The 12,914-nt window shown below is 64.7% G+C and carries 11 protein-coding genes; 5 read left to right on the top strand and 6 right to left on the bottom strand.

Annotated elements, in window-relative coordinates; genetic code table 11:
- The first annotated feature begins 138 nt into the window (after positions 1–138).
- A complete protein-coding gene (locus ACNJYD_RS38060; RefSeq protein ID WP_439364981.1) occupies positions 139–1,719 on the top strand; it encodes an AMP-binding protein in 1,581 nt (526 codons plus the stop codon).
- 127 nt (positions 1,720–1,846) lie between these two features.
- Here ACNJYD_RS38060 and ACNJYD_RS38065 read toward each other — a convergent pair whose 3' ends face one another.
- From ACNJYD_RS38065 to ACNJYD_RS38075, 3 genes are all read right to left on the bottom strand, one after another.
- Complete coding sequence (locus tag ACNJYD_RS38065; protein ID WP_439364982.1) at positions 1,847–2,941, bottom strand: HD-GYP domain-containing protein; 1,095 nt, start codon at positions 2,939–2,941, stop codon at positions 1,847–1,849.
- 487 nt (positions 2,942–3,428) lie between these two features.
- On the bottom strand, positions 3,429–5,711 hold the full coding sequence (locus tag ACNJYD_RS38070; protein ID WP_439364984.1) for a molybdopterin cofactor-binding domain-containing protein: 2,283 nt from the start codon (positions 5,709–5,711) through the stop codon (positions 3,429–3,431).
- Entirely contained in the window at positions 5,708–6,199 is a 492-nt protein-coding gene (locus ACNJYD_RS38075; RefSeq protein ID WP_135163526.1) for a (2Fe-2S)-binding protein, read from the bottom strand. Before ACNJYD_RS38075 ends, ACNJYD_RS38070 begins: the two co-directional genes overlap by 4 nt.
- A 499-nt stretch (positions 6,200–6,698) precedes the next feature.
- Here ACNJYD_RS38075 and ACNJYD_RS38080 point away from each other — a divergent pair, with 499 nt between their 5' ends.
- The 3 genes from ACNJYD_RS38080 (at position 6,699) to ACNJYD_RS38090 (ending at position 8,775) form a co-directional block, all read left to right on the top strand.
- Positions 6,699–7,463: an alpha/beta fold hydrolase gene (locus ACNJYD_RS38080; RefSeq protein ID WP_212255618.1), complete on the top strand. Its 765-nt coding sequence runs from the start codon at positions 6,699–6,701 to the stop codon at positions 7,461–7,463.
- Positions 7,464–7,487: 24 nt separating this feature from the next.
- Entirely contained in the window at positions 7,488–7,823 is a 336-nt protein-coding gene (locus ACNJYD_RS38085; protein ID WP_212255616.1) for a hypothetical protein, read from the top strand.
- 280 nt (positions 7,824–8,103) lie between these two features.
- Complete coding sequence (locus ACNJYD_RS38090; RefSeq protein ID WP_439364986.1) at positions 8,104–8,775, top strand: dienelactone hydrolase family protein; 672 nt, start codon at positions 8,104–8,106, stop codon at positions 8,773–8,775.
- A 135-nt stretch (positions 8,776–8,910) separates the two neighbouring features.
- Here ACNJYD_RS38090 and ACNJYD_RS38095 read toward each other — a convergent pair whose 3' ends face one another.
- From ACNJYD_RS38095 to ACNJYD_RS38105, 3 genes are all read right to left on the bottom strand, one after another.
- Entirely contained in the window at positions 8,911–9,657 is a 747-nt protein-coding gene (locus tag ACNJYD_RS38095; RefSeq protein ID WP_439364988.1) for a polysaccharide biosynthesis/export family protein, read from the bottom strand.
- A 265-nt stretch (positions 9,658–9,922) separates the two neighbouring features.
- The gene (gene msrA / locus ACNJYD_RS38100; protein ID WP_260381367.1) at positions 9,923–10,579 is read right to left on the bottom strand and encodes a peptide-methionine (S)-S-oxide reductase MsrA; all 657 of its coding nucleotides are present in this window, start codon (positions 10,577–10,579) and stop codon (positions 9,923–9,925) included.
- A gap of 133 nt (positions 10,580–10,712) precedes the next feature.
- On the bottom strand, positions 10,713–11,030 hold the full coding sequence (locus ACNJYD_RS38105) for a hypothetical protein (protein WP_025033220.1): 318 nt from the start codon (positions 11,028–11,030) through the stop codon (positions 10,713–10,715).
- A 422-nt stretch (positions 11,031–11,452) separates the two neighbouring features.
- Here ACNJYD_RS38105 and rpsT point away from each other — a divergent pair, with 422 nt between their 5' ends.
- On the top strand, positions 11,453–11,719 hold the full coding sequence (gene rpsT / locus ACNJYD_RS38110) for a 30S ribosomal protein S20 (protein WP_024338506.1): 267 nt from the start codon (positions 11,453–11,455) through the stop codon (positions 11,717–11,719).
- The last annotated feature ends 1,195 nt before the right edge of the window (positions 11,720–12,914 follow it).

The following is a 12,914-nucleotide window of genomic DNA, read 5'->3' on the forward strand; positions in this document are numbered from 1 at the left end:
TCGCAAGGGCTCCTCGCAATGACGGTGGAGAGCGCTCGGCCCTCTCCCCCGATTTGCTTCACGCCTCATCCGATGGCAGGAAGACGCAATCATCAAAAGACAGCCGCCAGCAAGATGCAGGCTGCACCGGGAGGAGCCATGCCAGTTCAACAGACCACAGCCGGAATCGTGGGCCCGTTCGATGGGCTCGACGTGCCCTGGCTCTTGAAGATGCGCGCCGAAATCCGCAGCTCACATCCGTTCCTGATCTGGGCGCCGTTCGATGCGCCGGCGCGGCGCTGGAGCTACGGCGAGTTTCACGAGCGGGTCGGCGCGCTCGCGGCCGGGCTCGCCAGGCGCGGCGTCAAGCCGGGCGAATATGTGCTCATTCATCTCGACAATTGCATCGAGGCGATGCTGGCCTGGTTCGCCTGCGTCGAGCTGGGCGCCGTCGCGGTCACCACCAACACGCGCTCGGCGCCGGCCGAGATCGCGTATTTCGCCGATCATTGCGCCGCGGTCGCCGCGATCACGCAGCCGGCCTATGCGGACATCGTCGCGCAGAACTGCCGCAACATCCGTTGGCTGGCGGTGACCTCGCACGATGCGGGCGCGGCGCCCGCGCAAGGGGTGTCGCGCGGCGACAGCTTCGAATCGCTGTTCGCCGACAGTGCCGATCGTCCCCGGCGCGCGACCGATCCGCTGGCGCCATGCAGCGTGCAATACACCTCGGGCACGACGTCGCGGCCCAAGGCGGTGCTGTGGACCCATGCCAACGCGCTGTGGGGCGCCAAGATCAACGCCGCGCATGAGGACCTGCACGCCGGCGACGTGCACCAGGCCTACTTGCCGCTGTTCCACACCAACGCGCTGGCCTATTCCATGCTGGCGACGCTGTGGGTCGGAGCGACTTGCGTGATCCAGCCGCGCTTCTCGGCCAGCCGGTTCTGGGGCGTCGCACGCGAGCATGGCGCGACCTGGACCTCGACCATCCCGTTCTGCACGAAGGCGCTGCTCGAACAGGAGATCCCGAAGGACCACAAGTTCCGCCTGTGGGGCACCGCCATCAACGAGCCGCCGGCCTTTGCCGCGTTCGGCATCAAGATGATCGGCTGGTGGGGCATGACCGAGACCATCACCCACGGCATCGTCGGCGAGGTCGACCAGCCCAACATCCCGATGTCGATCGGCCGCGCCGCGCCCGAATATCAGATCCGCATCACCGACGACGACGGACGGCCGACGGAGGTCGGCGACACCGGCAATCTCGCGATCAAGGGCATCCCGGGCCTGTCGCTGTTCGCCGAGTACCTGCACAACGAGAAGGCCACGCGCGAGAGCTTTGACGAGCACGGCTTCTTTCTCACCGGCGACCGTGTCGAGCGGCTCCAGAACGGCTTCATCAAGTTCGGCGACCGCGCCAAGGACATGCTGAAGGTCGGCGGCGAGAACGTTGCGGCCTCCGAGATCGAGCAGGTGATCGCCGTCGTGCCGGGCGTGGGCGAGGCCGCGGTGGTGGCGAAGAAGCATCCGATGCTGGACGAGGTGCCTGTGGTCTTCATCATCCCGCAGGGCGGCGTCGCGGGCGCTGCGCCCGATCTGCAGGATCGCGTGATGGACGCCTGCCGCAAGGGCCTCGCCGACTTCAAGCTGCCGCGCGAGATCAGGTTCGTCGACGACATGCCGCGCTCGACGCTGGAGAAGGTGGCGAAGGCGGAGCTGCGGAAGATGGTGGGGTGAGGCGCGCGAAGACAGTTCACCCGTCATTGCGAGCGAAGCGAAGCAATCCAGCGTTCCTCCGCGGAGACAGTCTGGATTGCTTCGTCGCTTCGCTCCTCGCAATGACGAGGTTGGAGAGATCCTTATCCTAGAACGACCCCAGCGCGACCGGGCGGAACGCCTGCAGCAGCTGCTGGTCGAGCTTGCCGCCCATGCCTTCCATCATCGTGAAGGCGCGGGAATGGGTGAAGGGCATGCGGTAGGCGCGCTTCTCCACCAGCGCGGCGTAGATGTCGACGATCGTCGTCAGCCGCACGATGTCGCTGATCTGGTTCGACGACAGGCCGTTCGGATAGCCCGAGCCGTCGAGGAATTCGTGGTGATGCAGCACCACGTCCAGCATCTCCGGCGGGAAGCTGCCTTGGGCGGCGAGCGCGTCATAGCCGCGGCGCGGATGCTGGCGGACCTCGGCCATCTCCTCGTCGGTGAGCTTGCCGGGCTTGTCGAGCAGCCAGGCCGGAACGAAGGCCTTGCCGACGTCGTGCAGCAGCGCGGCGCGGGTCAGGCGGCGCTGGTCGTCCTCGCGCATGCCGAGATGCTGGGCGAAGGCGACGGCGAAGCCGGTGACGAACAGGCAGTGGCGATAGCTGCCGACATGATGACAGCCCACCGTGGTGAGCCATTCACGCAGCGAGGAATGCTTGATCGCCTTCAGGATCTTGCTCTCGGCGGCGATGACGTCGTCGAAGGTCAGGGGCACGCCGAGCGGCAGCTTCTCGAACATCTTGGTCAGCACCGCATGCGCCGCCTCGACGCCGCGGTTGAGCGTCTTGCCGCGATCGGTGGCGTCATAGGCGGCGGTGTCCGGGAAGGCGGCGCGGATGCGCTGCAGGATGGCGTCGGCCTGAAGTGGCCGCGAGATGGTGTCGGTGGCCCCGAGCGCCCAGGCCTGCATGGTGCCGTGATGCAGGGCGTCCGCGAGCACGAACAGCCGCGGCATCGAACGATAGGCATCGCCGCGCAGCTTGTTGCGGACCCGCTGCACGCTCTCGGGCGAGCGCAGGTTGATGTCGACCACGAGGCCGGAGAGATCGCGCGCCGGCTGGGCGGGGATCTCCTCGGTCTTCACCGTCGAGACGTCGCCGACCGCTTTCAAGATGCTGGCGAGCTCGCTGCTGCCGTCGCTGCGATCGGAGGCGAGCAGAAGCCGGCGTTTGGCGGCGGATTTGGCTGTGGCGTTCATGGCTTCCCCACAAGGACCGGGAACTCGGGCGTATTGGCCGATGAGCCTAAGCCGGATCAGGTTCTCTGGCCCTTAAGAGGCGTGCTCAATGGAGGCTTGGGGAATTGCACGCAATTTTAGGGATTGGGTTCCGGGGGGGGGACCTCAAAAGTGAGAAAACAACCCCATGCACAGTAGAGCGGGCATTGATAACACAGGGGAATTTCTACTGGCCCTAAGACCTACCTCCGCTGTCGTCGCCCGGCTTGCCACCTTCGCTGAAGCTTCGGCGCGCCGGGCATCCGTGTGAGCCTCGGCGTAGCCTTGGCGGAGCCGGGACCGGGCGACCCAGTACGCCGAGACGGCAAGGCTGGAACCGAGATGCCGCGGCGTACTGGATGCCCCGCTTTCGCTGGGCATGACAGTGAGGGTGGGAGGCGGCTCCAAAAACAAATCCGCCGGAGGTTGCCCTCCGGCGGACCATTTGATTCTGCAATCGCGGCTCGGCTTACGCCTTCATGCTCGCCTTCACGGCCTCCGCCGTGATCGGTAGCGCCCGGACGCGGGCGCCGCTGGCATTGTAGATGGCGTTGCCGATGGCCGGCGCGACCACGGTCACCGCGGGCTCGCCGACGCCGGTCGCCTTCTCGCCGTTGGCAATCACGGCAACCGCGACCTCGGGCGTCTGGCTCATCCGCAAGGGCGTGTAGCTGTCGAAATTGGTCTGCTCGATGCCACCGTCCTTGAGTGTCGCCTTCTCGTACATCGCCAGCGACAGGCCCCACAGCGCCGCACCCTCGACCTGGGCGCGGATATTGTCGGGATGCACCTGCGTGCCGACGTCGGTTGCGACCGTGAGCTTCTTCACGGTCACCTCCCCCGACGGCGCGACGGCGACGTGAGCCACGCACGCCGTCCAGCTCGCGGTTGCGCGCTCCTGCGAGGAGACGCAGGCGACGCCCATGCCCTCGCCTTTCGGCAATTGCTTGGTGCCGTAGCCGGACAGTCCCATCGCGGCGAGCAGCGTGTTGCGCAAGCGCTGCGCGCCGCCGTCGTTCTTGCCGGCGCCGTCGAGCAAGGAGATGCGGAACTGCGCGGGATCCTTGCCCGTCGCTGCCGCGATCTCGTCGATCATGCTTTCGACGGCCCAGAACGTCCAGCCCGGCGCCACCGAGCGAAGCTGGCCGGACGGCGTGGCGTTGTGCGCGAGCTCGTTCTTGATCGCCCGCACATAATGGTTGGGCACGGTGTAGAAGAAGTCCGCGCCATTGACCGTGAAGGAATCAAGCGGGCCCTTCTTGTCGACCGAGGGCGTCAGGAAATCGGGGATTCCCCAGCGCGCGGTCGGCCAGGCCGAGACCACGTCGTGGCTGATCGCAACGAGCTTGCCATCGCCGTCCACGCCGGCCTTGACCTTCTGGTAGGTGAGCGGACGCGAGAAATCCATCGTCATGTCGTTCTCGCGCGAATAGATCACCTTCACCGGCTTGCCGACCGCCTTGGCCGCCTGCACCGCCGGAATCATCATGTCGGCATCGAGCCGCCGGCCGAAGCCGCCGCCCAGCCAATGCTGATGCATCACGACGAATTTCGGATCGATCCCGGCAGCGCCCGCCGCGATCGCACCGGAGCGCGTCGCGAACTGGTTGCCGGAATAGATGTGCAGGATGTCGCCCTTGAACTCCGCGGTGGCGTTCATCGGCTCCAGCGGCGCGTGGATGTTGATGCTGGTGGTGTATTCCGCCTCCACCACCTTGGCCGCCGAGCCGAAGGCAGCATTGGGATCGCCGTCCTTGACGAAGAACTGGCCGGAATCCTCCAGGCCCTGGAGCCGCTTGGCTTCGTCGAGCAGCGACTGGCTCGACAGCTTCGCGTTCGGACCCGCGTCATAGGCGATCTTCAGCGCCTGTGCCGCCTTCTTGGCGTTGGCGTAGGTGCCGGCGACGGCGACGACCCAGCCCGACGTCGTTGCGGTCTTGTCGTCGAGCGTGACGGCCTTGATGAAGCCCGGCACTTTCTTTGCCGCGCTGTCATCGACCGATTTCACCGTGGCGCCGAAGCGCACCGGCGGCGTGACCACCGCGCCATAGACCATGCCCGGCAACATCACGTCGATGCCGTACTTGGCCGTGCCGTTGGTCTTGGAGGGGATGTCGAGCTGCGGCACCGACACGCCGATCATGGTGTATTGATCGGGTGTTTTCAGCTTGAGTGCCTTGAGCTCGTCCGGCGTGAAGGTCTTCGTCGCCTTGCCGCTTTTCACGACATCGGCGAACGACATCTGCTTTTTCGACTTCGGATGCACGATCATGGAATCGCGCACCACCAGCTCCGATGCCGGCACGCCCATGGCGGCGGCGGCACCTTCCGTCAATGCGATCCGCCCGGCCGCACCGGCCCGGCTCATCGCCTCGAAGTTCATCATGGTCGACCAGCTGCCGCCGGTGATCTGTGCGCCCAGCACGGGATCGTTGAACTTGGGATCGTTGGAGGCGAGCTGCACGCGCATGTCGCTCCATTTCGCGCCCAGTTCCTCGCAGACGATCTGCGCCATGGTGGAGGCGATGTGCTGGCCCATGTCGGCCTTGCCGCAGGTCACGGTCACGAGCCCGTCCGGCGAGATCGCGTACCAGACGCTCGGCTCGAAATTGGCCGGCGCGGCGGCTGCCGATTCGATGCCGGGCACGCCGGCATAGCCGAGCACGAGACCGGTCGCGGCGGTGCCGACGAGGAAGGAGCGGCGGCTGAGATCCGTCGTCTCGGGTGTCACGTTCTTCACATGCTCGTTCATGTGGGCCTCCGCTCGTTGGAGGTGGCGGATGCGGTGCGCATCTCGGATGCGGCGCGCATGATCGCCTTCTGGATCCGCGAATAGGTCATGCAGCGGCAGAGATTGCCGTCCATATGGGCGACCACCTCTTCCTTGGTCGGATTGGGATTCTTCGCGAGCAGCGACGCCGCCTGCATGATCTGCCCGGACTGGCAATAGCCGCATTGCGGCACCTGCTCGGCGATCCAGGCCTTCTGCAAGGGATGATCGCCCTTGGCGGAGAGACCTTCGATGGTGGTGATCTTCTTGCCGGCGACGTCGCCGACCATGGTCTGGCACGAGCGTACGGCTTCGCCGTTGACGTGCACGGTGCAGGCACCGCACAGCCCGGCACCGCAGCCGAACTTGGTGCCGGTCATCTGCAATTGCTCGCGGATCGCCCAGAGGAGCGGCGTGTCGTTCGCCGCATCCACGGACAGACTCCGCCCGTTGATGGTGAGTGTTGGCATAGGCGTCTTCCCCTGCCGGTGCATGAAGCCGCTTACGGCGGCAACTTGAATGGCGGACGCCCACCGGGCTGGCGTCAACCTTGCCCGCGAGAATGATCGCGTTCCGGCGCGGAGGCAAATGCAATTTGGAACGAGTCGAAAAATCGACCGCCACACTCGCCCGTTGTGCGCCGCGCCAAGGGCGGCGACGCAGCCACTGGACACAACAGCGCGTGCGTCAGGCATGCGTGCCATCGCGTTCGAGCGGTTTCTTCGAGGTAACTTGGCGAGCTAGAGTGCAGCCGCACGCAAACCCTTACCCTCCCCTGGAGGGGGAGGGTCGATCGCGCGAAGCGCGAGCGGGGTGGGGTGATCTCTCCACACGGGCACTGTTGGATGTGGAAAGACCGTCACCCCACCCCGTCTCACATTTCGCTGCGCTCCATGTGAGCCGACCCTCCCCCTCCAGGGGAGGGTGAAGCACCGAGTTAGTGGCGAGGAAAAGAAAGGGCGGGAAACAATGCCAAGGATAAACCGGGACGGCGTCGGGATCTATTACGAGGTTCATGGCAACGGGCCGCCGCTGCTGCTCACGCACGGCTATTCCTCGACATCGGCGATGTGGCATGGGCAGATCGATGCGCTGGCCAGGGATCACCAGCTGATCCTGTGGGACATGCGCGGTCACGGCCAGTCCGATTATCCCGACGATGCGAACGCGTACAGCGAAGCGCTGACGATCGGCGACATGGCGGCGATCCTCGATGCGGTTGGTGCGAAGCGCGCCATCATCGGCGGGCTTTCGCTCGGCGGCTACATGTCGCTCGCGTTCTATCGCGCACATCCGGAGCGGGCCCGCGCGCTGCTGATCATCGACACCGGCCCCGGCTTCAGGAAGGACGATGCGCGCGAGGCCTGGAACGCGCGGGCGCTTGCCACCGCAGAGCGGCTCGACCGCGAAGGCCTCGACGTGTTGAAGGCGGCGACGCGCGAGCGCGCCACCGCGCGCCATCGCAACGCCAGGGGACTGGCGCTTGCCGCGCGCGGCATGCTGACCCAGCGCGATGCGCGCGTGATGGAGCTGTTGCCCGACATCCGGGTGCCCAGCCTGATCGTGGTCGGCGCCGACGACACGCCGTTCCTCGCCGCGTCCGACTACATGGCGGCAAAAATCCCCGGCGCACAAAAGGTCGTGATCCCCGCCGCCGGACACGCCGTCAACATCGATCAACCCCAGGCTTTTGTTGACGCGGTCGCGCCTTTCCTGAAGAACTTGCCGGCATAGGGCGATCGAGCAGGGACACGGGCGATGAAGCTGATGATGCTGGCTGCGGGCACGATGCTGCTGTCGCTATCTGCGCAGGCCGAGCCGATCGGCGCCGTGCCGCCACGCCAGCCCTTCGTCACGACCTTGTCGAACAACATTCCGCTCGCCTTCGGCATGGATGCCGAACAAACCGCACGCGCGCTCGGTCAGCCGCTGCAATATGTGCGGGGACGTCCCGGCCACGAGATCTATCTCGCTTTGCGCAACATCGGCGGCAGCCGCCTGATCCCCTCTCGCCACCGCCTGTTCCTGCAATTCCGTCACGGACGGCTGGCCGGATGGAAGGAGGATTACGGCGAGAACTGGATGTGGGAGTGAGGTGCTGCGCTTCATCCTGAGAGAATGTGAAGCTATCGCTAGGATTTGAGGTGCTGGCTGGCGGACAATGGCCCTACACCATACTCCGTCATTGCGAGCGCAGCGAAGCAATCCAGGCTGCTTCCGCGGAGGGATTCTGGATTGCTTCGCGGAGCCTGTCATCGGGCCGCGCTTTGCGCGGACCCGGTGGCTCGCAATGACGGTGTTGAAGCAGCGAGCTCTCATCTATGACCGTCATCCTGAGAGCCTGAGTTCGTAACAACCAAGAAGGACAACCCGCGTGGGACAAGACATCAAGCTGACGGCCTCCGACAATTTCCAGCTCGGCGCCTATCGCGCCGACCCCGCCGGCACGCCGAAGGGCGCGGTGGTGGTGATCCAGGAGATCTTTGGGGTCAATCACCACATCCGCTCGGTCTGCGACCGCCTTGCCGGGGAAGGCTATGTCGCGATCGCGCCGTCGATCTTCGACCGGACGGCGCCGAACTTCCAGTCGGGCTATTCGCCCGACGAGATCGCGGAGGCGCGCAAGTTCGTGGCCAATCCGGACTGGGCGGCAATGCTGCGCGACACGCAAGCTGCGATCGATGCGGTGAAGAGCACCGGGCCCGTGGGCATCATCGGCTTTTGCTTAGGGGGCAGCATCGCTTTCGTCGCGGCGACGCGATTGACCGGCCTGAAGGCCGCGATCGGCTATTACGGCGGCGCCGTCGTGCGCTTCGCCGACGAGACGCCGAAGGTGCCGACCCAGCTGCATTTCGGCGAGAAGGATGCGGGCATTCCGCTCACCGACGTCGAGACCGTCAAGGCGAAGCGGCCCGAGGTCGAAGTCCACATCTATCCGGGCGCCCAGCACGGCTTCCATTGCGACGAGCGCGCCAGCTACGACAAGGCCAGCGCCGACATCGCCTGGCCGCGCAGCATGGCGTTCTTCGCGAAGCATTTGAAATAGAGTGCGGGTTTCTCCACCGTCATTCCGGGGCGCGCGCAGCGCGAGCCCGGAATCCATCGAGCGTCAGCGCTTGTGGATGAATGGATTCCGGGCTCGCGACTTCGTCGCGCCCCGGAATGACAGAAGGAGAGAACCCTAGAACCAGCGCTCGCCGACGAACACGGTGTCGCCCGGTGCGAGCGGCGTGCCGAGCGGAACGACCGCGCGCATGGCGCCGCCGTTCTCGCTGTGCGTGACCGTGACCACGTCGCGCTTGGCGCGCGGGGAGAAACCGCCGGCGATGGCGACCGCGCTCTCGACCGTCATGTTCGGCACGTAAGGATATTGGCCGGGCGCAAGGACCTCGCCGAGGATGAAGAACGGACGATAGGTCTCGATCTCGACCGCCACCGAAGGTTCGCGGATGTAGCCGTTGCGCAGGCGTGCGGCGATCTCGCCGGCCAGCCCTGCCGTGGTGCGGCCGCGGGCCGGCACCGCGCCGATCAGCGGCATGGTGATGGAGCCGCCGGCATCGATCGCATAGCTGTTGGTGAGACCTTCCTGGCCATAGACCACGACGCGAAGCTTGTCGCCGGCGTCGAGATGGTAGGAGGCGCCATTGCGCACCGGTGCCGCCATCGGCGCGGCGTAGCCGACCGGCATCGGCGCGGGCGAGGCGGCAAAGGAATTGCTGAAGGCTGCGATGGCGCCGCCGCCGTTGTTGGCGACGACCACCGGCTGCGGCACGCCGTAGGGCTGGCCGTAGGCCATGGAATCGAGATCGGGACGAGGCTGCACCATCGCGACGGGGGTTGCGGTCTGCATGCAGCCGCCAAGGGCCAGCGCGGCGGACGCTGCCAAGGACGCCAAGTTCGACCATCGAAACGCGCGTGCAACCGGCACCGGACCCATCCCTCGAAACGAGACAGCTCCACTGATGCACCGGGTATGGTTAATAAAGCGTTGAGTGGAGGGATGACGGTGCCACCCTCCCCTGGAGGGGGAGGGTCGATCGCGCGTAGCGCGAGCGGGGTGGGGTGACGGTCTTTCCGCGACGAACAGTGCCCGAGTGGAGAGATCACCCCACCCCGTCACGCAATCTCGCTTCGCTCGATCGCGTGCCGACCCTCCCCCTCCAGGGGAGGGTAAGCAAGACACGTCGTTTAGCTCACGCGCTCACGCCAACGCCGATCGGGCAGGACACGCCGGTGCCGCCCAGGCCGCAATAGCCGGCGGGATTCTTCGCCAGATATTGCTGATGGTAGTCCTCGGCGAAATAGAACGCACCGGCGGGCGCGATCTCGGTGGTGATGGCACCGAGCCCCTTCGCTGCGAGCGCCTTCTGATAGAGCGCCTTCGACTGCTCGGCCGCCTGCTTCTGCGCATCGGAAGTGGTGTAGATCGCGCTTCGGTATTGCGTGCCGACGTCGTTGCCCTGGCGCATCCCCTGCGTCGGGTTGTGGCTTTCCCAGAAAGTCTTCAGAAGCGTCTCGTAGGAGATCTTGTTCGGATCGAACACGACCAGCACCACTTCGGTGTGGGCGGTGCGGCCCGAGCAGACCTCCTCATAGGTCGGGTTCGGCGTGTGACCGCCGGCATAGCCGACGGCCGTCACATAGATGCCCTCGCGAAGCTGCCAGAACTTGCGCTCGGCGCCCCAGAAGCAGCCTAAGCCGAACAATGCCTGCTCGAGACCGGCGGGATAAGGCGGCTTCAGCTTTGCGCCGTTGACGAAATGGGTGGTCGCGGTCGGGATGGCCTGCGCACGGCCCGGCAGCGCGTCAGCTGCGCTCGGCAATGCAGTGGTCTTGCGCATGAACAGCATGATGGATCTCCGAAGCGAGCGCATGCCTGAGCCAGTCGGGAGACCAGGCGCGTGCTCGCGATGAGGTGGGAATATAGGGCTCTACGCGGCAAGAGGCAGCGCTGTTACGCGGCGGCCAGCGGAACTTGAAAGCTCAATCCCGGGAATAGCCGATCAAGGGCTTGCGCGGGCGGAACAGGATCATCAGGAGGATGCCCAAAATGCCGAGGACGGCGAAGACCGGCTGCTCCAGCACCAGGCGGATCACCGAGGTCCAGAGCCAAGGCGCCTTGGCCTCGACCCAGGTGCGGAAGGCCGATTGGCTGGCCTGATTGATGTCGTTCCAGAACTGGCCGAAACGGGTGAATTTGAGGGTCTGGTCGGCCACCCAGCGGGCGCCGTCATAGACCATGAAGATGAACCCGCCGGCGAGCAGCAACAGCCCAATCAGTCGGAAAAAGCCGCGGATCATGCCTCACCTACGATGGTCGCCCGACCGGACGACCTTGCGAAACGATGCCAGCCAATAGCCGGGCGACGGCGGAAATTCAACCTCTTCAGGGCGTTACGGCACCAAACCGGCCCGCCAAAGGCGCGTTTCCAGCCCCCGAAAGCGTTGACGGTGCGAAAGACCCTCTCTATAAGGGCGCCAACTGGCGGTGGGCGCAATCCCGCCGCCGCTGTTCTTTGAGCAGTTGCAGGCACCTTGGGCTTCAGGACTCTCTCGAGCTTGAAGTCACCGTGGAGCCTCAGAGACAGCCGCAAGGCGGTCGCTCATGTTCCGGGAACGGCCCAGCAACCGAACACCCTAAATCCGAGCGTCGATTACGCGGTCAAGCAAGCCGGCGCTACCCGACCAAGACGCGACCGGTACCCGCAAAGGACATTGAGACCATGGCCAATACCACTTCCGCCAAGAAAGCGACGCGCAAGATCGCCCGCCGCACCGCCGTCAACAAGTCGCGCCGCACCCAGATGCGTGGCGCCGTGCGCACTGTCGAGGAAGCCATCAAGAGCGGCGATCGCGCCGCTGCCGTGAAGGCACTCGCGACTGCCGAGCCCGCCTTGATGCGCGCCGCCCAGCGCAACATCATTCACAAGAACAACGCCAGCCGCAAAGTCTCGCGCCTCACCGCGCAGATCGCCAAGCTCGCGAAGTAAATCTTGCCAAGTCATCTTGGCGACATCGTCTGATCGGTCGATCCGGTCAGCGCGTCAAAAAGCCCGGCCTCACGCCGGGCTTTTTTGTTGGCTGTCATAATTTCACGCCAGCAGTCACGCGATGCTCACGCCTCGCTTGGACGATTTAAATCGTCTGCGTCAGTTTTCGTTCCGTAGTTCTACCTGCCGATGTTCTGCAACAGTGGAAACTTCACTGCGTTGCAAAAACCCCTGTGCCGCGGGCGCGAATTGAATCGGTGGCCGATGAGAGTTCTGCACACCGTAGATTCACCGGAACGCGAGCGAGTGTGGAGTTACCCTGCAAAACGAGTCTCGAAAAGCGATGACTCGATAATCACTTATCTACATAGCAGCGACAAGCATTTGGAAAATTCGCCCGCACGTCGGGCGCATGACGAATTTATAAAAAAAATTTGGCGCTGAACGAGAATTGTCACATGACGCGCGGCCTTCTCGATTCTGTGCACGGATTCAAAAACTTGCTTCGGAGCCTGTGAACAACTCCTGTGCGGCATTAACCGAGGTCAAGTTTTTTGACGCCTCAACTGTGAATCAATTTCGTTGCGAGTCTTTCCGCTTAGTGTATTCCTTAACCCAGTCAGCGGCGCCCACGATCTTGAGACCAGCGCGGTTTAGGAAACGGGGCGAACGTGCAGATCGGCGGCGGTAGGCACGTAGGCGACGCTTCAACAAGTGATGTCGGTTCAAAACCCACAGCAATGTGGGAATGGTAGCTCTTTGTCTGAATGTCTCCAAGCGGGATCTCCTCGCTCGCGCCAAGCGCAAATGAGAGACATCGCGAAGTTACCCCGGCACGCAAGGTGGCGAAGTCGAGCGGACGACGAGTACATTGGGCAGACATCCGCGACAGGAGTACGGCGCGGTTGTCTTCAGGACACGCAGGACCTTGTCGTGAGCGATCACGGCAGGACGGGGAGGTATCATGTCTTACGGACTCAGCGCGGTATTGCAGCACGTTTCTTTTTCCAACGATGCCGTTTCAGCCCCGTCGGATCTCCAGCCTCCCGCGTGTGACGGAGCGCCGAGTACGCGCTGACCTCGCGACCCCTCCATCTCTGACATCGCTGATCTGACCCGCGGCGTTCGCGCCGAACGGTCGAGCCATGCCCGACGATGGACTCGCTCGAGGTCGCGCCAGTTCAGGGTGCGTGGC

The sequence above is a fragment of the Bradyrhizobium sp. SPXBL-02 genome (genome assembly GCF_051853065.1).
Classification (GTDB): domain Bacteria; phylum Pseudomonadota; class Alphaproteobacteria; order Rhizobiales; family Xanthobacteraceae; genus Bradyrhizobium.